Raw genomic sequence first — 20048 nt, forward strand, 5'->3', positions numbered from 1 at the left:
AGTCTCTATAATGTAACAACATCACAGAGACTATGCCTAAGTAGGTATGGCATTGACATTATCAATAATAAGGAACAAGCGTCATGCGTAGTCAATTCCGAATGGACTCCGTTCCCGGTTCTTTGGTCGTGGTAGGGGGGACCTACGAACCATGGCTTTCTGTACTAGAACAGGTTGGGTGGCGATGTACTCAATGCGGTGATTTACGTAAAGCGGATGCTCTCTTCACTGAAACGGGGCCCTGCATCGGCATTGTCGATCTCAGCCATGATGAATTCAGTTTAAATGGCATTGCTAACTTGGTGAGTAAGCACAAGCAAGTGCGCTGGTTAGCTTTTATTCGTGAGTCTCAACTGAGTTCTGATACCATCTGTCAGTTTATCGTTAACTTCTGTATCGATTTCTTCACAGCGCCAATTCCTGATGCACAACTGCTCAGCACCATTGGTCACCAGCTTGGTATGCTCAAACTAGAAAAAAAAGTGTGGCCACATTATGGCAATCAGAGTGATATGGGGCTTATCGGTGACTCTATGCCAGTCAAACGTCTACGCGATCAAGTGAAACGCATTGGACCAACTGATGTCAGCATTCTTATTTATGGCGAGAGCGGCACAGGTAAAGAGACGGTGGCACGGGCGGTGCATCGTACATCGGCAAGAGCAAATAAAGAGTTTATTTCGGTGAACTGCCGTGCAATGTCAGAGCGCCGGATTGAAAGTGATCTATTTGGTATTAATCGTGAAGATCACAGCGAGCCATCGATTCTCGAGAAAGCCGATGGCGGAACGATTTTGCTTAATGACATTTTGACACTACCGAGCTCGCAGCAATACAATCTATTGCGCTTCTTGCAAGAGGGGATGGTTGACACGCCCTCGGGGCGAAAAGAAGTGGATGTACGTGTATTGGCGGCAAACTCAGCCGATATTGAAAAGGCATTGATAGATGGTGACTTTAATGAAGAGTTATACCACTACATTAATGTTTTACGCATCAGTGTACCGAGTCTAAAAGAACGATCAGGTGATGTAACGATACTCGCACGCCATTTCTTGCAAGAGTATTCCAAAGAGTACAATGCTCAGGCTCGCAGTTTTACCGAAGAAGCCAGTCGTGCGCTGGCTCGTTATCATTGGCCAGGCAATGTCCGTGAACTGATGAATCAGATCAAACGAGTAGTGTTGATGTCAGAAACGGTAATGCTCGACGAGTGTGATTTAGACTTGCCAAAACGCAGTGAAAATCGACGTAGTCTTAAAAGCATTCGTGAACGTAGTGAGCGTGATGCATTGTTGTTGGTTTTGGAGTCCCACTCTGGGCAGGTTTCGATGGCAGCCAAAGAGTTAGGTGTTTCGCGTGCCACCATGTATCGATTATTAAACAAGCACAATCTGATCACAGACATTGCTGTGTAATTGATTGTTTTGTAGTTAAAAAAGCCACAAATTGCTATTTGTGGCTTTTTTATATCTAAAAATAATTCACCAATATCCACATATAACCAAGGTGAATATCTTATTTTGTTTAAGTTACCTGGCGAGATTTTAGTTGATCTCGTCGTTTTGGTTATATTGATGATAAAGCAGTTGAATAAATCATCGCTGAGGTTAGAATTTAACCATGAGCTAAAGGCTCATACCCATTCAACTTCGGATTAATTACATTTTAGCTTAGGAGGCGCACCATGAACCACTTCACCGTTCAAACTACAGTTTGCGCTTCTCACGATCTATTCATCATTGCGCTGGCTGCGAATAAATTCGCGTCTGCCATGTCTGATCGTAAGTTAAATAAATCATGTAATTAGCCCGTATCCTTTTATTTTTAATTGGCTGCGGAAAAGCAGCGAATTAAAAGTGTTTTGATAAGCTCGTAATCGTTGTCTTTTCCCAGTCTCAATCCAACTGGAGAAAAACCATGAGTCATTCTGTATATCTAAAACTTGCCACACTATTGATTAAGGCTGATTTACGTCGTGAAGACCGTCAATGGAAACGCAAAATAAGACGTGATGCTTACCAGATCCCTTGGAACAATGCTTATCTACTAAAAGATATTGGCCTTGAACAAGATGGTCGTCCAATCGGCACGTCTGAACCTGACATCGTTAAAGCCAAGCGTCGTGTTCGTCATCTTCGTCGAGTGCTGAGTGCGCGAATACCGACGTAATCTCAAGGGGCAGGTTGCTTCACCTGCCCCGTATCATCTAAGGACAAGGGTTGGAATACGTCGTACCAATCTCTTGAATACCTTGAAGCAACTCATCTGACAATACGACATCTAAACTATCAATATTGGCTTTAAGCTGATCCAGATTTGTCGCCCCAATGATGTTGGCGGCGACAAATGGTCTCTGGTTGACAAAGGCAAGAGCCATTTGTGCCGGGTCAAGACCATGAGCTTTCGCCAAATCCACGTACGCTTTGGTAGCTTGCTCCCCTTGCGGAGTAAAGTAGCGCACAAAACGTTCAAACAACGAGCAGCGTGCATCTTTTGGCCTTGCTCCGTTTAAATATTTGCCACTTAAGCAACCGAAAGCGAGCGGAGAGTAGGCGAGCAGTTGTACTCCCTCATAGTGACTAATTTCTGATAGCCCAACTTCAAAGCTGCGGTTAAGCAGATTGTATGGGTTTTGGATAGAAACGATACGTGGAAGGTCATGTTTTTCGGCTAAACGCAGTAAAGACATCACGCCCCATGGTGTCTCATTTGATACACCGATATAGCGAATTTTTCCCGCCTTGATAAGCTCTGCCAACGCCTCTAATGTTTCAATCAGGGTTACTTCTTGCTGTTCATCAGGGTATGGGTAGTTGAGTTGACCGAAGCAGTTGGTTTGACGTTGTGGCCAATGCAATTGATAGAGGTCAACGTAGTCGGTTTGCAGACGTTTGAGACTGTCATCAATGGCGAGATGAACATTGCGCCGATCTAAACTCATGTTGTCGCGAATATAAGGCACATTACGTGGGCCAGCGATTTTTGTTGCCAGTACCACTTTTTCGCGCTTGCCGGATTTGGCCAACCAGTTGCCGATATATTGTTCGGTTAGCCCTTGGCTTTTCCCACTTGGTGGAACTGGGTACATCTCTGCGGTGTCGATAAAATTGACCCCACGTTCCAACGCATAATCAAGCTGGTCAAAGGCTTCTTGTTGCGTGTTTTGCTCACCAAAAGTCATGGTGCCAAGACAGATCTTACTCACTTCCAATGTTGAGTGAGGTAACTTGTTGTATTGCATAGATCTTCCTTGTCGTAACAGTTCAAGTGATCCCACTATAGGGGATTTAAGTAGAAGATGAAAAGAGGCTTGTGCAACAAATTCGCAAAATGCTTAGGGTTGGCTAATACTCAATAGTGGAGGTGAACTATGCAAAAAAGTCAGTTAGACAAATGGATCCATGGTCAACATAAGGAAAGTTATCAACCACCAAAGGTGTTTGTTATCAGCTGTTCTGACCTGTCACACTACTTGCTTGCGGTGGAGTACAAGCACAAACTCGAACCGATTCGAGTCGATGATAAACCCGTTCACTTTGAATCTCTAGAACGGGTCAAAGAAGAACTACAGCGTCTCGGTGTCGAGCGGGCATACCTAAGGCTGCATAACGCTTACGATGAGTGTGGGGCTAGCGATGGTCCGATGTTCCATGATCTAGAATTGCCAATAACCACTCATTAAACAAAGTTTTGCTCTAATAGCTGCGCGGTGAATTGGGTTCTTAAATAGAACCCTCTTGGCAGCGTCTTTATTGGTTTACCGCTCGCGCCATAAGCTTCAGTTAACACTCGGCCATTGGCCGCTTTTGGCCTCAATTGCATGACCTCACCGTGACGGGCGTTGATCTGTTCAACACGCCCAAGCACGATCATTTCCATTAACTCTTCCCAATCTGCTTTTAACTGCTGCTCTTGTTCTTGAGTGGGAGACCAAATAAGTGGAGAGCCAACACATCGCTCTCCAAGAGGGATTTCTCGCTCTCCTTCGACTGGTACCCATAACACTCGAGACAGTTTATTGCGCACATGACTGGTTTCCCAAGTTAATCCGTGAACACCAATTAATGGCGCGACACAGACAAAGGTCGTTTCAAGGGGTTTACCACTGTAGCTGATAGGAATGGTCTTTAGTTCTATTCCGAGCTGTTCGAAATCTTGCTGTGGTTTACTTCCTGCGCTCGCCCCTAAATGCCATTCAAGTAGCTGGCCCACCCAGCCTTTATCGCGGCGTAAATCGGGCGGGACATCAATTTTAGCTTCATCGGCGAGCTCTTGAAAGCTGATGCCAGCGATACTGTTCGCTCGTGTTAGTAGTTCTTGCTCTGATTGGGGTTCAGTCTTCATGATCATTGATAACTCATAGTGCTGGCGCCTATTGTAACCTAACTTGAGTAAATATCGACTGAAGAGATATTGATCATAGTGGAGAAAAGATCATCAACCAGCGACTTATCCACAAGATAATGACGTTATAAAGGAAAAAAACCGAACATGTATGAATTAACAGTGGTTTTTGTAGTGAAAAGTGGTTGAAATTTCCATTTTAAGCTCAGGGTTGATGTGGTGGTGTGGATAAATACAAGCGTGGTGGATCTTTGACCGATCTGTGGGTGGGGATTATTTCTGGTGATTTTTTGCCTGATGTTCATGAGGGTTTTACAATAACGTTATGAAAATAAAGTAAAAATAATAACCTTCTTGGTACAGTGTTAGAATTAAAAAAGAACGATGATGTTTAAATGATCAGTTGCGCGCGTATTTTTCACATGGTTATACACAGAAAAGGTGAATAAATGTGGACTAGGTCTCATCCTTATGTGAGTAACCAAGGTTTTGATTAAAAGTTATCCATAATGGCTGTGTATAGTCATATTTTCTGTGTGAGTCACACTAGTAAGTTTGCTCATATTGGGGATATGTGGAAAAATCACTGTAATTAAAGATTTTATTAGAGGTTGGCCAGTGATAGATGGCGACGGTTACCGCTTAAATGTCGGTATTGTAATCTGTAACAGCCATGGTCAGGTCTTCTGGGCAAAACGATACGGACAACACTCTTGGCAATTTCCCCAAGGTGGGATTGATGAGGGGGAAACCCCAGAACAGGCTATGTATAGGGAACTATATGAAGAAGTTGGCCTGACCAAAAAAGACGTGAAAATCGTCGCGACAAGTCGTCACTGGTTAAGATATAAGTTACCAAAGCGCCTTGTTCGTTGGGATTCAAAACCGGTTTGTATTGGCCAAAAACAGAAATGGTTTCTATTGCGCTTGGATTGCGATGAATCTCGTATCAACATGCAGCGTGGTAATTCCCCTGAATTTGATGGTTGGCGTTGGGTAAGTTATTGGTATCCTGTCAGACAAGTGGTTTCTTTCAAGCGTGATGTGTACCGTCGAGCGATGAAAGAGTTTGCCTCAATGGCAATGCCATTCAAAGAACGCAGAACAAAAGGCAAACGTAAACACCGAAGAGGGTAGACATGCTTTCTCAACTAAGGGAAATAGTTGAACAAGTTTCTAAGGTCGATGAAGTTCATCAGGCATTAGACATCTTGGTAAAACAAACATGCAGTGCGATGGACACTGAATGTTGTACTGTCTATTTAGCAAATGAAGAGATGCAGCGCCTAGAGTTAATGGCAACTCAGGGGCTGCGCTTTAAAGGCGACAAAATTCATATCGGCTTTAACGAAGGCTTAGTCGGCTTAGTTAAACGCAGCGCAGAGCCTCTTAATCTGGCCGAGGCCTCAAAACACCCAAACTTTAAGTACTTTTCTGTGCTAGGCGAAGAGCTTTATCAGAGCTTTTTAGGCACCCCCATCATTTATCGCAAGCAAGTGTTAGGTGTGTTGGTCGTCCAGCAAAAAACGCCGCGCCAGTTTAACGAGATGGAAGAGTCGTTTCTCGTCACTCTTGCCGCGCAATTGGCGGTTATTATTGCCCATGCGCAAACTCAAGGTCACTGGCGACTAGAAAAAAAACAGCAAGCGATTAAAGGTGTTCCTGCCTCATCTGGGGTCGCGATTGGCGAGTTGTGGTGGGACGATACTCAACCCGATCTCGCCTATGTTTATCCTGCTTCTACCTTAGATGTTGAGCGTGAGCAAGAGTGGTTACTGCTGGCGATTGAAGAGGCGTTGGGTGATTTTCGTCGTATGCGGAAAAAACTCGATAGTGAAATCAACAAAGACGCGTTAGCGATATTTGATCTCTTTACTCACTTACTTAATGATCCTATGTTGCGTAAGGATCTCAAAGCACAAATCCAGAAAGGCGATCGGGCAGATTGGGCACTCAGACAAGTCGTCGAGTCTTATTCGAACCGATTTGCGCGGATGTCCGATGTCTATTTACGCGAACGAGCGCAAGATATCCGTGAACTTGGTCAGCGGTTACTTTTTTTCCTCCACAATACCGAACAAGATCGTCAGGTGCTCGATAAGCCAGTGATCTTAGTCGTGCGTGAGCTCACGGCCTCACTGCTTGCGTCGGTCCCCAAAGACATGCTGTTAGCGGTGATTTCTCTTGAAGGGGCCGCTAACTCACACGCCGCGATTTTATCTCGTGCGTTAGGCATTCCTGCTGTTATGGGAGCCAATTTCAATCTTAAGGCAGTCAATGGTAAGCAAGGGATCGTTGATGGTTACAGCGGTAAAATCTTTGTTTCTCCAAGCCGTCAACTGTTACGTGAGTACCGCGCCTTAGCTGATGAAGAGCGAGATCTGGCGAACATGGTCAACTCTCGCATTGAGCAGCCAGCCTTCACTAAAGATGGCCAACGTATCGAAGTGATGCTCAATGCCGGGCTCAGCGCGGATACCAACATTGCCATTAACCTAGGGGTTGATGGGGTTGGGTTGTACCGTACCGAGATCTCTTTTTTACTTCAACATCGTTTTCCATCTGAAGAAGAACAAACACAGCAATATCAAGCCGTCCTGGGTAGCTATCCGGACAAACGAGTGGTGATGCGTACCTTGGATGTCGGTGGTGATAAAGCGCTACCTTATTTGCCCATTGAAGAAGACAATCCGTTCTTAGGTTGGCGAGGCATTCGGTTCACCCTTGATCACCCTGACATCTTCCTGATGCAAATTCGCGCCATGATACGTGCCAGTGCTCAGCATCAAAATTTAAGTATCTTGTTGCCGATGGTCTCGGGAGCGCAAGAATTGGATGACGCCATCGAACTGATTGAAAGGGCTTATCATGAGGTCTCTGAGCAAGACTCACGAGTCAAAATGCCAGAGCTTGGCGTGATGATTGAAGTCCCTTCGATGATCTACTTGTTGCCGTTAATTGCCGATAAGGTCGATTTTGTCTCGATTGGGACCAATGATTTAACCCAGTACCTTCTCGCGGTTGACCGTAATAATGCCCGAGTGGCTGATGTCTATGAATCGTTGCATCCGTCTGTGATCATGGCACTGCGCCACATTCATCAGAGCTGCCAACAGCTCAATCTACCCGTTTGTATTTGTGGAGAGCTGGCCGGTGATCCTATCGGGGCACTGCTTATGGTCGGGCTTGGCTATCGTAGTTTAAGTATGAACACTTCCAACGTAGCAAAGGTGAAATATTTACTGCGCCATACCGAAATCGACGAGCTACGCCAACTTGCTGACAAAGCACTGATGCAAGCTTACGGCAAGGGCATATATACTATGATGCAGTCATTTTTCGAAGATAAAGGCTTTGCGGGCTTTATTCGTGCGGGTAACAAATAAGGGTTAATGTGTCGTTAGAATTACTGTTGTCATTTATGCTGCTCGGTGCGTTCGTTGGAGTCATGGCAGGCTTGCTTGGTATTGGTGGAGGGTTGATTGTTGTGCCTGCGCTGCTGCTGCTGCTACCGATGGCCGGTATTGATGCTAGTGTTAGTATGCAAATAGCACTGGCGACGTCACTGGCGAGTATTATAGCCACGTCAGGTTCGTCGGCATTGAACCACTTTAAGCTCGGCAACGTCGATATGTTTGTAGTTAAGTGGCTAATGCCTGGTGTGATCATTGGCGGTTTCTTTGGTGCCAATCTAGCCGAGTGGATACCCTCACAGTACTTACCGAGGGTGTTTGGCGTGATTGTTTTACTGCTTGCCATTCAGATGTTGTTTTCCATTCGAGGCAAAACGACCAAAGTGATGCCAGGCACCGCCGTGACTATGGTCTATGGTACTGGCATCGGTGTAGTATCGAGTCTCGCAGGTATCGGCGGTGGTTCCCTATCAGTGCCCTTCTTAAACCGCCATGGGATCGAGATGCGTAAAGCCGTCGGGTCATCCTCTGTTTGTGGTTGCATGATTGCCATTTCAGGTATGTTAGGTTTTATTCTCCATGGTTATCAGGTTGAGGATTTGCCGCTTTACAGCATCGGTTATGTTTACCTGCCTGCGTTGGTTGCAATCGCCTCTACTTCGATGTTGACGACACGCATTGGCGCGAAATTAGCAACGTCACTTCCCACACAGACGCTTAAAAAAATATTTGCGGTGTTTTTAATGTTTGTTGCAGGAACTATGTTGCTGTAAAACACTCTGATCTATACGTATCGTAACAATTAAAAAATTTCATAAGATAAGAGTAGTCTTCCTATGTCTCAAGGTTATTTAACTTTCCCCAACATTGATCCCATCTTGGTATCAATCGGTCCTCTTTCCATCCGTTGGTACGGTTTGATGTATCTGGTTGGTTTTGTCTTCGCTTTGTGGCTTGCCAACCGACGTGCGGATAAATCGGGTAGTGGTTGGACACGCGAACAGGTTTCCGATCTGCTATTTGCTGGCTTTCTAGGTGTCGTTATTGGTGGGCGAGTTGGTTACGTTATGTTTTATAACTTCGACCTGTTCTTACAAGATCCGCTGTACCTGTTTAAAGTGTGGACTGGTGGAATGTCATTCCATGGTGGTTTACTTGGTGTGATCACGGCAATGGCTTGGTATGCCAAGAAGAATGGCCGCACTTTCTTTGGGGTTGCTGATTTTATTGCGCCACTTGTACCGTTTGGTTTAGGCATGGGACGTTTAGGTAACTTTATGAATAGTGAGTTGTGGGGGCGTGTGACTGATGTGCCATGGGCATTTGTTTTCCCAAATGGCGGTCCGCTTCCACGCCACCCATCGCAGCTGTACGAGATGATGCTTGAAGGAGTGGTGTTATTCTTCATCATTAACTGGTTTATTAAAAAACCGCGCCCACTTGGTTCGGTTTCAGGGATGTTCTTAGCGGGTTACGGAACCTTCCGTTTCCTAGTAGAATACGTTCGCGAACCTGACGCGCATTTAGGCTTGTTTGGCGGCTTTATCTCAATGGGACAAATCTTGTCACTGCCAATGGTCATTATCGGGATACTGATGATGATTTGGGCCTACAAACGCGGTCATTATAAAGATGAACTCCCACAACAAACGAAGTAAGGAATTGGTGTGAAACAGTATTTAGATCTCTGTCAGCGTATCGTTGACCACGGTGAGTGGATTGAAAACGAGCGTACTGGCAAGCGCTGCCTAACGGTTATTAATGCCGATCTAACGTACGATGTGGCCAACAATCAGTTTCCTTTAGTGACGACCCGTAAGAGCTTCTGGAAAGCGGCGGTTGCCGAGTTACTCGGTTATATTCGTGGTTATGACAATGCCGATGATTTTCGCCGATTAGGTACCAAAACCTGGGACGCTAACGCAAACCTCAACCAAGCATGGTTAAATAATCCTTACCGTAAAGGTGATGACGATATGGGCCGAGTTTATGGGGTACAAGGTCGTGCTTGGGCTAAGCCTGATGGTGGTCATGTCGATCAACTCCGTAAAATTGTTGATGACTTAACCCGTGGTGTCGATGATCGCGGTGAGATCTTAAACTTCTATAACCCTGGCGAGTTCCATATGGGCTGCTTGCGTCCGTGCATGTACAGCCATCACTTCTCACTACTGGGTGACACTCTGTACTTAAACAGCACTCAACGCTCGTGTGATGTTCCGCTTGGTTTGAACTTCAATATGGTTCAGGTTTACGTTTTCCTTGCGATTATGGCTCAGATTACAGGTAAGAAGCCTGGGCAGGCCTATCATAAGATTGTTAATGCACACATCTATCAAGATCAGCTTGAGTTGATGCGTGATGTCCAGTTGCAACGCGAACCTCTTAAAGCGGCAACCTTCCATATCAACCCAGAGATAAAGTCTCTTGAAGACTTAGAAACTTGGGTTACTTTGGATGACTTTTGGGTCGAAGGTTACCAACATCATGATCCTATTCGGTACCCGTTCTCAGTGTAACTGTTGAGTTATATTGTCTAAACCGCCTATCGTTAGGCGGTTTTTTTATGCCCAGCAGGTAGAGGAATACTCGCTAATCTCAAATAAAAAAAGCCCGCAACCAAGAGGTGCGGGCTTAGCAAAACGATGGTGCTGTGATTACGTTGTCAGCGCTAGGATCGCACCAGGTAGTACAACAAAGACTGACAATAGGTAACCTGCAACTACGGCTTTATTCTTCACCGCCATATCAGAGATTAAGTCCGCACCTTTAATCGGAAGCTCTCGCAAGAAAGGGATCCCAAAGATAAATGCTGTCGCCATGATATTAAACACTAAATGGACTAGAGCAATCTGCAGTGCAAACACTGCAAACTCACCAGATACCGCTGTTGCCGCCAGTAGAGCGGTGATACAAGTACCGATGTTTGCGCCTAGCGTAAAAGGGTAAACATCACGTACTTTGAGAACACCTGAACCGACAAGAGGAACCATCAAGCTTGTCGTTGTTGACGACGATTGAACCAAAACAGTCACAATTGAACCAGAGACGATACCGTGAATAGGGCCACGACCAATCGCGTTTTTCAAAATCTCACGTGCACGGCCAACCATTAAGCTCTTCATTAGCTTACCCATTACCGTAATCGCAACGAAGATGGTCGCAATACCCAATACAATAAGTAGCACACCACCCATGGTGTCACCAAATGTTGCTAGAGGCTCTTTAATCGCACTCACAACTGGCTTAGTTATTGGCTTGATAAAGTTGAGCCCTTTGATACTCATATCACCTGTCGCCAAGAATGGAGACACTAACCAGTGTGAGATTTTTTCAAGGATGCCAAACATCATTTCCAGCGGTAAGAAGATAGCCACGGCCAGCAGATTAAAGAAGTCGTGAATGGTTGCACTGGCAAACGCACGTTTAAACTCTTCTTTACAGCGAACGTGTCCAAGAGACACTAAGGTGTTGGTCACGGTGGTACCAATATTGGCACCCATAACCATTGGGATCGCGGTTTCGACTGGCAGACCACCAGCGACAAGGCCGACAATAATAGAGGTGACCGTACTTGACGACTGGATTAGAGCGGTTGCCACTAAACCTATCATCAAACCAGCTACTGGGTGTGAAGCGAATTCAAATAAAACTTTAGCTTGATCGCCAGTTGCCCATTTAAAGCCGCTGCCTACCATAGATACTGCTAGAAGTAGCAAATACAACATGAACGCCAAGTTAGCCCAACGCAACCAACGAGTCGTACTCGAAATCGGCGCCGCTGTAGTAGTAGCTTGGTTCATAATTTTTCTCCGTGGACCTATTAAAGTAAGTTGAGGTCTGTTGTTGAGTCTGAGGCTGATGGTAGAGTCGAAATATTTCAGTAATATGACAGTTATGTGTAACCCGACTGTTTTTATTGTGAGAGAGGGTTTTGGAGTGTAATGATAGATTTACAAGTATCACAAGATATTGATTTTTAATAATTATTTATCGTTATTTCGCCGTATTCTTTGCTGTGATTAAAGTTGAAAAAAACATAAAAATTTGCCTCTCAGTACGCTATTTATCAATGGTGAGTGGCGTAATTAAAAATAACACTTCGTTAAAAGTATAGGCTTCTTGTTTGATTGCATGGTTTTAGCGAACTATTGTTGTCATTGAACTCATTTGTTATAACCTAACCATTCTCCCCCTCTGTTGAGTGAGTTCTGATGTCACATTTAAATTATAACCATCTCTATTATTTCTGGATGGTGTGCAAACAAGGTTCTGTTACTAAGGCGGCAGAAGCCCTTTTTCTTACTCCGCAAACGGTCACTGGCCAAATTAAAGCGTTAGAAGAGCGCATGGACGGTAAATTAACTAAACGGAATGGACGTAGTGTTGAGCCGACAGAGTTAGGTCAGCTGGTGTTCAAGTACGCCGATAGAATGTTTGGTTTGAGCTATGAAATGCTCGACATTGTTAACTATAGCCAGCGGTCTAATATTTTATTTGATGTGGGTGTCGCCGACGCACTGTCTAAGCGTCTAGTAAGTAAGATATTACTCACGACCGTCCCCGATGATGACAGTCTCCATTTGCGCTGTTTTGAATCTACGCATGAAATGCTATTGGAACAACTCTCGCAACATAAGCTTGATATGATTTTGTCTGACTGCCCAGTCGATTCGAGTCAAAGCCCAGGCTTATATAGCAAGAAACTGGGTGAATCGAACACGAGCTTCTTTTGTTCTGGTAATGTGACGAATGTGAGCTTTCCTGCGATTTTAGAACAAAGAAAGCTCTTGATACCAGGTAGCCGAACGGCGATGGGGCGCAAAGTGTTGCAATGGTTTGATCGCCAAGGATTGCAGCCTAACATTTTAGGCGAGTTTGATGATGTGGCATTGATGAAAGCTTTCGCTCGTTATCACCACGACGTCATATTTCTAGCTCCTTCGATCTATGTCTCTGAAGTCGATAGTGATTTAACGTTACAATTAATTGGTCATATTGATGAGTTGAAAGAGGAGTATTACGTCATCTTTGCTGAACGTATGATTCAACATCCCGCGGTTAAAAATGTTTGTGACGCTGACTTTACCAACCTTTTTAATTAGAGGTTATTTTTCAGCCTAATAAATAGATTAATTGTTACATTTCGATTAATATTCAAAATAATTCACTGCATAAAAAATTAAATATCAAGTGAATTGGTTGAAAGTTGGTGGTCAATAAGCATTTTTAATGGCCAATTGTTGTAGAAGTTGTTGTGGTATCAAGGGGTGTAGTGGCAGATGAACCTACAAGAGATGGAAAAAAACTCTGCGCAGGCGGTAGTGCTACTCAAGGCGATGGCAAATGAACGTCGCTTACAAATATTGTGCTTGCTGCACAATCAGGAGCTATCGGTGGGAGAGTTATGTACTAAGTTGGAGTTGAGTCAGTCTGCTCTGTCTCAACATTTAGCTTGGTTGCGAAGAGATGGTTTGGTCAACACGCGCAAAGAAGCTCAAACCGTTTATTACACATTAAGTAGCCAAGAAGTGAAAGCAATGATTCAATTGTTGCATACACTTTACTGCTCTTAACTGAGTTTGTCTTATTTAGAGGAGGGTCGTTCAACCTCTAAATAAGACAGGCATAAAAAAACCGGCCAAGGCCGGTTTTTCTTTCACTGGAAATCAGAGTTCTATTACAGAGCTTTGATTGCCGCAGTGAAACGAGACTTATGACGTGCAGCTTTATTCTTATGAATAAGGCCTTTAGTCGCCATGCGGTCTAGGATTGGTGTAACTGTAGCAAATGCTTCAGTTGCAGCAGCTTTGTCGCCTGCTTCGATAGCAGCAACAGTTTTCTTCATGTAAGTGCGCATCATAGAACGACGGCTAGCATTGTGCTGGCGACGTTTCTCAGCTTGGATAGCGCGCTTCTTAGCAGATTTACTATTTGCCAAGGGTCTAACTCCCAAAAACTTAGTTCGGTGACAATTTAAGGGCGAGGAATATCCCTCATTTGCGCTTAATTGTCAAATGATTTGTGCAAAAACCAATCGAGCCAAACAAACTTTGGATTGAAAGGTCTTCACGGTTAAGATGGCGGGGATTCTAACAGTATTTTTTTTTCATTGCTAATACTAATCTGCTCTGCTTATGACATTCCTGATGTAAAGTAGGGCAAAAGTTTTGATTTCCGAGGTAATTGTGAGTAAACGTCTGCTCAAGTCAGGCATGATTGTCAGTGCCATGACATTGATCTCTCGAGTGTTAGGTTTAGTTCGAGATGTCGTTGTTGCTAATCTTATGGGCGCAGGCGCAAGTGCTGATGTGTTCTTTTTTGCCAATAAAATTCCTAATTTTCTGCGTCGCTTGTTTGCAGAAGGCGCTTTTTCACAAGCTTTTGTCCCCGTACTGACTGAATATCACGCCAGTAAAGATCTCGATAAAACGCGTCAGTTAATCGCACGGGCGGCGGGCACGCTAGGCGTAATTGTCTCTATCGTCACCATTCTTGGGGTATTAGGTTCTGGTGTGGTCACAGCTCTGTTTGGCTTTGGTTGGTTTTTAGATTGGCTCAACGGCGGTCCATCGGCCGAGAAATTTGAGCTAGCCAGTCTTATTCTCAAAATCACCTTTCCTTACTTATGGTTTATCACCTTTGTTGCTCTGTCTGGTGCCATTCTCAACACCCTAGGTCAATTTGCGGTCTCTTCTTTTACGCCAGTTTTTTTGAATGTGATGATCATTCTATCGGCTTGGTTTATCGCCCCGCAGCTTGACCAGCCAGAAATTGGTTTAGCGATTGGGGTTTTTATTGGCGGTTTAGTGCAATTCTTATTTCAAATTCCGTTCTTAATCAAAGCTGGGGTCATGGTAAAGCCCCAATGGGGATGGCGCGATCCTGGCGTGGTTAAAATTCGCACCTTAATGATACCGGCCTTGTTTGGTGTCTCGGTTAGCCAGATTAACTTGTTGTTTGATACTTTTATTGCCAGCTTTCTTCAAACGGGGTCAATCAGTTGGTTGTATTATTCTGATCGGTTACTTGAATTTCCCCTTGGACTGTTTGGTATCGCGATCGCGACAGTGATATTACCTGCGCTCTCTCGTAAACATATTGATGCGCACAATGATGGTTTTGCCCAAACGATGGACTGGGGCGTTCGCATGGTCACCTTACTTGGTGTTCCGGCGATGCTCGGCTTGATGGTGCTGGCTAAGCCGATGCTGATGGTGCTGTTCATGCGCGGAGAATTTTCCGCGCAAGACGTGCAGTTTGCCTCAATGTCATTGATGGCTTATGCCTCAGGTTTGCTTAATTTCATGCTGATTAAGGTACTTGCCCCGGGCTATTACTCGCGTCAAGATACTAAAACACCAGTGAAATACGGCATTATCGCTATGGTGACGAATATGGTTTTTAACGCCATTTTTGCATGGTTTTATGGTTATGTTGGCTTAGCGATTGCCACCGCACTATCGGCGTTGGTCAATATGTCGCTTTTGTATCGTGGATTACACCGAGCTGGTGTTTATCAATTAACCCAACGAACCATTGTCTTTATGATGAAGTTACTGGTTGCTGGTGGATTAATGGTCGCAGCGATTTTGTCACAGCTTGAAGCAATGGATGTATGGCTGTCTTGGACCTTGCTTGAACGAGGAACAACACTAGCGGCTTTAATTGGCTTGGGTGCGGGGGTTTACTTGTTAACGTTACTTATACTGGGCGTACGTTTAAAAGACTTAAAAGCAGCGACAGAGTGAGCAAGATTGGTATATAATCCGTCGGTTTCACGCAAGGTAAACTCATTATTTGAGTGTTTAACAAAAATTGATAGGTTTTTAGCAGTCTCCAATGGAATTGATTCGAGGTATTCACAATATCAAATCACATCATAAAGGATGTGTATTGACGATCGGAAACTTCGATGGTGTGCATCTTGGCCATCAAGAAGTGTTAAACCAAGTTTCTGCGAGAGCAAAGGAACTTGACTTACCATCAACGGTCATGACGTTTGATCCTCAGCCGTTGGAACTGTTTGCAAAAGATAAAGCACCAGCACGCTTAACGCGTTTGCGCGATAAATTTGTTCAATTGAGCAAGCTCGATATTGAAAGGTTGCTGTGTGTTAACTTCAACCATCAGTTTGCAAATCAATCGCCACAGTCCTTTATTCGTGACTTGTTGGTCGAGCGTTTGGGTGTTAAGTTTCTCGTAGTGGGCGATGATTTTTGCTTCGGTAAACAGCGCAAAGGTAACTTTGCCATGTTAGAGAAGGCGGGACGTGAGTTAGGCTTTGAAGTCGTTAGCACACAAAGTTTTTGCCTTCAGACATTGCGCGTAAGTAGCACCGCGATTCGTGAAGCATTAGCACAAAATAAGCTTGATGACGCCGCCAAAATGCTGGGGCGTAATTATAGCATTAGCGGTCGAGTGTCTCATGGGCGAAAACTGGGTAGAACGATAGGTTTTCCCACCGCAAATATCCCGTTAAAGCGCTGTGTCTCGCCTGTCTCCGGTGTCTATACCGTAGAAGTGTTGGGCCTTGGTGAACAAGCTTTTGGTGGTGTTGCAAACATTGGCAATCGACCAACGGTAAATGGCATACGCCAGCAACTAGAAGTGCATTTATTTGACTTTAAAGCCAACTTATATGGCAAGCAGTTAGAGATCGTGCTTTTAGATAAAATCCGCGACGAACATAAATTTGAATCGTTTGACGCGCTGAAACAACAAATTGAATTGGATGCTGAAGCAGCAAGGGTGTGGCTGCGTCAGCGAAAGCCAGCCCAAGTGGTTTAGTTCGCTGCTTGGCATAATGTCTAACTGTCACCCAAGACAACGGAATTAAGAATCGATGAGTGAGTATAAAGATACCCTGAACCTTCCTGATACAGGGTTTCCGATGCGCGGCAATCTGGCCAATCGAGAGCCAGAAATGCTTAAGCGTTGGTACAAAGAAGACCTTTACGGCGAAATTCGTAAAGCGAAGAAAGGCAAAAAATCTTTCGTTCTACACGATGGTCCTCCATACGCGAACGGTGATATTCATATTGGCCACGCACTTAACAAGATTCTTAAAGACATTATTATTAAATCCAAAACGCTTTCTGGTTTTGATGCGCCGTATATTCCTGGTTGGGACTGTCACGGCCTACCAATTGAACTAATGGTAGAAAAGAAAAAAGGCAAACCTGGGCAGAAAATCTCTGCGGCTGAGTTTCGAGCTGAATGTCGTAAGTACGCGGCAGGTCAGGTTGAAGGCCAAAAAGAGAGCTTCAAGCGCTTGGGTATTATGGGTGAGTGGGATAAACCATACCGCACAATGGATTTTGCAACCGAAGCAAACATCATCCGTGCACTAGGCCAAATCGCTGATAATGGTCACTTACTCAAAGGTTTCAAACCGGTTCACTGGTGTACTGATTGTGGTTCAGCATTGGCTGAAGCTGAAGTTGAGTACAAAGACAAAGTCTCTCCGTCGATCGATGTTCGCTTTAAAGCGGCAGATGAAGCAGCACTGCTGTCGAAGTTCGCACTAAACGAAGGTCATCAAGGCGAAGGCGATATCTCAATCGTTATCTGGACGACCACACCATGGACACTGCCTGCAAACCGTGCAGTTTGTCTACGTGATGATCTTGAATACGTATTGATCCAAGTCGAAGGTGACGCGAAAGAGCGTATCATTGTCGCTTCTGACCTTGCTAAATCAGTAATGGATCGCGCTGGTATTGAGCACTTCCACAATCTTGGTTTTGCCAAAGGTAGCGACCTTGAACTGTCTCAGTTTAACCATCCATTTTATGACTTCACTGTGCCAGCGATCCTTGGCGATCACGTGACCACTGAATCGGGTACGGGTGTGGTACACACTGCGCCTGGTCACGGTCAAGAAGATTTCGCGGTAGGTAAGAAATACAACCTCGAAGTGGCGAACCCTGTGGGGTCTAACGGTGTTTATCTACCCGATACAGAATTGTTTGCTGGCCAGCACGTGTTTAAAGCCAATGACTCGGTTGTTGAAACGCTTAAAGAGCATGGCGCTTTGCTCCATCATCACGCGTACGAGCACAGCTACCCACACTGCTGGCGCCACAAAACGCCAATCATTTTCCGTGCAACACCACAATGGTTCATTTCAATGGATCAAGCGGGCTTGCGTGCCAAAGCGCTTGAATCCATCAAGAGTGTTGAGTGGATGCCTGAATGGGGTCAAAGCCGTATCGAAGGTATGATCGAAGGCCGTCCTGAGTGGTGTATCTCTCGTCAACGTACATGGGGTGTTCCTATTGCTCTGTTTGTCCATAAAGAGACATCAGAACTGCACCCAAATACTTCTGAACTGATTGAGAAAGTTGCTCTATTGGTTGAAGAGAAAGGTATTCAGGCTTGGTGGGATGCTGAAATTGCAGATCTACTAGGTGAAGACGCAGACAAATACGAAAAAGTGCTCGATACGCTAGACGTATGGTTTGATTCTGGTGTGACACACTACTCTGTGGTTGATGCGCGCGAAGAGTACAACGGCAACAGTGCGGATCTCTACCTAGAGGGTTCTGACCAACATCGTGGTTGGTTCCAGTCTTCGCTAATCTCATCGATTGCAATGAAAGATGAAGCACCATACAAGCAAGTGTTAACCCATGGTTTCGTTGTTGACGGTCACGGCCGTAAGATGTCGAAATCTATAGGTAACGTTGTTGCACCAAAAGATGTCACTAACAAGCTTGGTGCTGATATTTTGCGTCTTTGGGTTGCCTCAACCGACTACACGGGTGAAGTTGCGGTATCTGATGAGATCCTAAAACGCTCTGCCGATGCGTATCGTCGTATCCGTAATACCGCGCGTTTCTTCCTTGCCAACCTTAATGGATTCAACCCAGCGACAGATATCGTTGCGGCGGATGAAATGGTGGCGTTAGATCGTTGGGCGGTTGGTCGTGCACAAGCTGCGCAGCAAGAGATTGTTAAAGCATACGAAGAGTACAACACTCATGGTGTCACTCAGCGTCTCATGCAGTTCTGTTCAATCGAAATGGGCTCTTTCTACCTTGATGTAATTAAAGACCGTCAGTACACCGCGAAACGTGGTGGTCACGCTCAGCGTAGCTGTCAAACGGCGCTTTACTACATCGTAGAAGCACTGGTTCGTTGGATGGCACCAATTATGTCGTTCACTGCCGACGAGATCTGGAATGAAATGCCAGGTGAGCGTGACAAGTTCGTGTTTACTGGTGAATGGTTTGACGGTCTGTTCGGTCTGGCTGAAGGCGAAGAGCTGAATAACGAATTCTGGGCAGAAATCCAAGCGGTTCGTGGCAGTGTAAACAAACTGCTTGAAGCGGCGCGTAACGAGAAAACCATCGGTGGCGCTCTACAGGCAGAAGTAACACTTTACGCTGATGAAGCTCTTGCGGCGAAAATTAACTTGCTTGAAGATGAGCTGCGTTTTGTTCTGTTGACCTCTGCGGCGGCGGTTAAGCCACTGAGTGAAAAAACAGAGGCAGCGCAAGCAACAGACATTGATGGCTTGTTGGTAGAGGTTGTCGTAGCGGAAGGCGAGAAGTGTGACCGTTGTTGGCACCATACCGCTGATGTCGGTACCATCGCTGGTCATGAAACAATCTGTGGCCGTTGTGTGTCTAATATCGATGGCGAAGGTGAAGCGCGTAAATTCGCATAATTCATTGAACTTTCGTTAGTTTTAGCAGCCCCAGTATTTACTGGGGCTGTTTTTAGGTAAAGAAATGAGTGAGCAAGAATTAACTCTTAAACAATCAGGTGTTCGTTGGTTATGGCTAGCGGTCGTCATTTTTGTCGCGGATATTAGTATTAAACTGTTTGTGATGGACAGTATGGGCTATGGTTGGGCGAACCGTATTGAGGTTTTACCTTTCTTTAATCTGCTTTATGTCCACAACTATGGCGCTGCATTCAGCTTTTTGAGTGATCAAGCAGGCTGGCAACGTTGGTTCTTTACCGCGATTGCCTTTGCTGTGACCGCTATGCTGACTTACTGGATGAGCAAACTTCCCGCCAAAGAGAAGTGGAACAATATCGCTTATGCCATGATCATTGGTGGTGCGGTGGGCAACGTCTTTGATCGTGTGGTTCATGGTTTTGTGGTCGATTACTTAGATTTCTATTGGGGAACGTATCACTGGCCTGCCTTTAATCTTGCTGACTCTACGATCTGTATTGGCGCAGCGATGATCATCCTCGATGGTTTTCGAAAAAAAAATCAAACCACGGCATAAAGCGTGATTGAGCGAATAACCTTAGGCGCTGTCCGTTGAT

Annotated in this window: 18 protein-coding genes; 14 read left to right on the forward strand and 4 right to left on the reverse strand. The window is 45.0% G+C overall.

The features are described from left to right. Positions 1-83 precede the first annotated feature (83 nt). Positions 84-1418: a cyclic-di-GMP-binding transcriptional regulator VpsR gene (gene vpsR / locus BS19_RS05690; protein WP_038173912.1), complete on the forward strand. Its 1335-nt coding sequence runs from the start codon at positions 84-86 to the stop codon at positions 1416-1418. A 502-nt stretch (positions 1419-1920) separates the two neighbouring features. Beyond that, positions 1921-2172, forward strand: coding sequence for a hypothetical protein (locus BS19_RS05695; RefSeq protein ID WP_038173914.1), 252 nt, complete (start codon positions 1921-1923; stop codon positions 2170-2172). A 37-nt stretch (positions 2173-2209) separates the two neighbouring features. Here BS19_RS05695 and BS19_RS05700 read toward each other — a convergent pair whose 3' ends face one another. Continuing rightward, entirely contained in the window at positions 2210-3244 is a 1035-nt protein-coding gene (locus BS19_RS05700) for an NADP(H)-dependent aldo-keto reductase (protein WP_038173916.1), read from the reverse strand. Between the two features lie 129 nt (positions 3245-3373). On the opposite strand from BS19_RS05700, the gene BS19_RS05705 reads away from it, so the two are divergent. Further along, positions 3374-3685, forward strand: a complete 312-nt coding sequence (locus BS19_RS05705; RefSeq protein ID WP_038173917.1) for a DUF6482 family protein — start codon at positions 3374-3376, stop codon at positions 3683-3685. On the opposite strand, the gene mutH is transcribed toward BS19_RS05705, so the two are convergent. After that, on the reverse strand, positions 3682-4347 hold the full coding sequence (gene mutH / locus BS19_RS05710; RefSeq protein ID WP_038173986.1) for a DNA mismatch repair endonuclease MutH: 666 nt from the start codon (positions 4345-4347) through the stop codon (positions 3682-3684). The two genes, BS19_RS05705 and mutH, sit on opposite strands and share 4 nt — an antisense overlap. 618 nt (positions 4348-4965) lie before the next feature. Here mutH and rppH point away from each other — a divergent pair. The 5 genes from rppH to BS19_RS05735 all read left to right on the forward strand — a co-directional run bounded on the left by rppH (position 4966) and on the right by BS19_RS05735 (position 10279). Beyond that, on the forward strand, positions 4966-5484 hold the full coding sequence (gene rppH / locus BS19_RS05715) for an RNA pyrophosphohydrolase (RefSeq protein WP_038173918.1): 519 nt from the start codon (positions 4966-4968) through the stop codon (positions 5482-5484). A gap of 2 nt (positions 5485-5486) precedes the next feature. Further along, positions 5487-7733 (forward strand): phosphoenolpyruvate--protein phosphotransferase, encoded by a 2247-nt coding sequence (ptsP, locus tag BS19_RS05720; protein ID WP_038173919.1) that lies wholly within the window; start codon positions 5487-5489, stop codon positions 7731-7733. A gap of 35 nt (positions 7734-7768) precedes the next feature. Then, positions 7769-8533, forward strand: coding sequence for a sulfite exporter TauE/SafE family protein (locus BS19_RS05725; RefSeq protein ID WP_157631146.1), 765 nt, complete (start codon positions 7769-7771; stop codon positions 8531-8533). A gap of 63 nt (positions 8534-8596) precedes the next feature. Then, the gene (gene lgt, locus BS19_RS05730; protein WP_038173922.1) at positions 8597-9418 is read left to right on the forward strand and encodes a prolipoprotein diacylglyceryl transferase; all 822 of its coding nucleotides are present in this window, start codon (positions 8597-8599) and stop codon (positions 9416-9418) included. Between the two features lie 9 nt (positions 9419-9427). Further along, positions 9428-10279, forward strand: a complete 852-nt coding sequence (locus BS19_RS05735; protein WP_038173923.1) for a thymidylate synthase — start codon at positions 9428-9430, stop codon at positions 10277-10279. A 138-nt stretch (positions 10280-10417) separates the two neighbouring features. Here the strand turns inward: BS19_RS05735 and BS19_RS05740 are convergent, their stop codons facing one another. Continuing rightward, the gene (locus BS19_RS05740; RefSeq protein ID WP_038173924.1) at positions 10418-11563 is read right to left on the reverse strand and encodes a Na/Pi symporter; all 1146 of its coding nucleotides are present in this window, start codon (positions 11561-11563) and stop codon (positions 10418-10420) included. A 411-nt stretch (positions 11564-11974) separates the two neighbouring features. On the opposite strand from BS19_RS05740, the gene nhaR reads away from it, so the two are divergent. Next, positions 11975-12865, forward strand: coding sequence for a transcriptional activator NhaR (gene nhaR / locus BS19_RS05745; protein WP_038173925.1), 891 nt, complete (start codon positions 11975-11977; stop codon positions 12863-12865). 177 nt (positions 12866-13042) lie between these two features. Continuing rightward, positions 13043-13336 carry an ArsR/SmtB family transcription factor gene (locus tag BS19_RS05750; RefSeq protein WP_038173926.1) on the forward strand — a complete coding sequence of 98 codons (294 nt, stop codon included), beginning with the start codon at positions 13043-13045 and terminating at the stop codon, positions 13334-13336. A gap of 104 nt (positions 13337-13440) precedes the next feature. On the opposite strand, the gene rpsT is transcribed toward BS19_RS05750, so the two are convergent. Beyond that, positions 13441-13701, reverse strand: coding sequence for a 30S ribosomal protein S20 (gene rpsT / locus BS19_RS05755; protein WP_038173928.1), 261 nt, complete (start codon positions 13699-13701; stop codon positions 13441-13443). Between the two features lie 247 nt (positions 13702-13948). Here rpsT and murJ point away from each other — a divergent pair, with 247 nt between their 5' ends. The 4 genes from murJ (at position 13949) to lspA (ending at position 20008) form a co-directional block, all read left to right on the forward strand. Then, positions 13949-15511, forward strand: coding sequence for a murein biosynthesis integral membrane protein MurJ (gene murJ, locus BS19_RS05760; protein WP_038173929.1), 1563 nt, complete (start codon positions 13949-13951; stop codon positions 15509-15511). Positions 15512-15602: 91 nt separating this feature from the next. After that, the gene (gene ribF / locus BS19_RS05765) at positions 15603-16550 is read left to right on the forward strand and encodes a bifunctional riboflavin kinase/FAD synthetase (protein ID WP_038173930.1); all 948 of its coding nucleotides are present in this window, start codon (positions 15603-15605) and stop codon (positions 16548-16550) included. 55 nt (positions 16551-16605) lie between these two features. Next, a complete protein-coding gene (gene ileS, locus BS19_RS05770; protein WP_038173932.1) occupies positions 16606-19434 on the forward strand; it encodes an isoleucine--tRNA ligase in 2829 nt (942 codons plus the stop codon). A 64-nt stretch (positions 19435-19498) separates the two neighbouring features. Further along, positions 19499-20008 (forward strand): signal peptidase II, encoded by a 510-nt coding sequence (gene lspA, locus BS19_RS05775; RefSeq protein WP_038173934.1) that lies wholly within the window; start codon positions 19499-19501, stop codon positions 20006-20008. Positions 20009-20048 lie beyond the last annotated feature (40 nt).

The organism is Vibrio pacinii DSM 19139, from assembly GCF_000711795.1.
Classification (GTDB): domain Bacteria; phylum Pseudomonadota; class Gammaproteobacteria; order Enterobacterales; family Vibrionaceae; genus Vibrio; species Vibrio pacinii.

Excerpts from the sequence above, each read along its gene's own strand:
- BS19_RS05700 (WP_038173916.1), bottom strand. The coding sequence starts at position 3,244 with ATGCAATACAACAAGTTACCTCACTCAACATTGGAAGTGAGTAAGATC.
- BS19_RS05740 (WP_038173924.1), bottom strand. The coding sequence starts at position 11,563 with ATGAACCAAGCTACTACTACAGCGGCGCCGATTTCGAGTACGACTCGT.
- ptsP (WP_038173919.1), top strand. The coding sequence starts at position 5,487 with ATGCTTTCTCAACTAAGGGAAATAGTTGAACAAGTTTCTAAGGTCGAT.
- BS19_RS05705 (WP_038173917.1), top strand. The coding sequence starts at position 3,374 with ATGCAAAAAAGTCAGTTAGACAAATGGATCCATGGTCAACATAAGGAA.
- mutH (WP_038173986.1), bottom strand. The coding sequence starts at position 4,347 with ATGAAGACTGAACCCCAATCAGAGCAAGAACTACTAACACGAGCGAAC.
- lgt (WP_038173922.1), top strand. The coding sequence starts at position 8,597 with ATGTCTCAAGGTTATTTAACTTTCCCCAACATTGATCCCATCTTGGTA.
- ribF (WP_038173930.1), top strand. The coding sequence starts at position 15,603 with ATGGAATTGATTCGAGGTATTCACAATATCAAATCACATCATAAAGGA.
- nhaR (WP_038173925.1), top strand. The coding sequence starts at position 11,975 with ATGTCACATTTAAATTATAACCATCTCTATTATTTCTGGATGGTGTGC.
- ileS (WP_038173932.1), top strand. The coding sequence starts at position 16,606 with ATGAGTGAGTATAAAGATACCCTGAACCTTCCTGATACAGGGTTTCCG.
- BS19_RS05750 (WP_038173926.1), top strand. The coding sequence starts at position 13,043 with ATGAACCTACAAGAGATGGAAAAAAACTCTGCGCAGGCGGTAGTGCTA.
- BS19_RS05695 (WP_038173914.1), top strand. The coding sequence starts at position 1,921 with ATGAGTCATTCTGTATATCTAAAACTTGCCACACTATTGATTAAGGCT.
- BS19_RS05725 (WP_157631146.1), top strand. The coding sequence starts at position 7,769 with ATGCTGCTCGGTGCGTTCGTTGGAGTCATGGCAGGCTTGCTTGGTATT.
- vpsR (WP_038173912.1), top strand. The coding sequence starts at position 84 with ATGCGTAGTCAATTCCGAATGGACTCCGTTCCCGGTTCTTTGGTCGTG.
- lspA (WP_038173934.1), top strand. The coding sequence starts at position 19,499 with ATGAGTGAGCAAGAATTAACTCTTAAACAATCAGGTGTTCGTTGGTTA.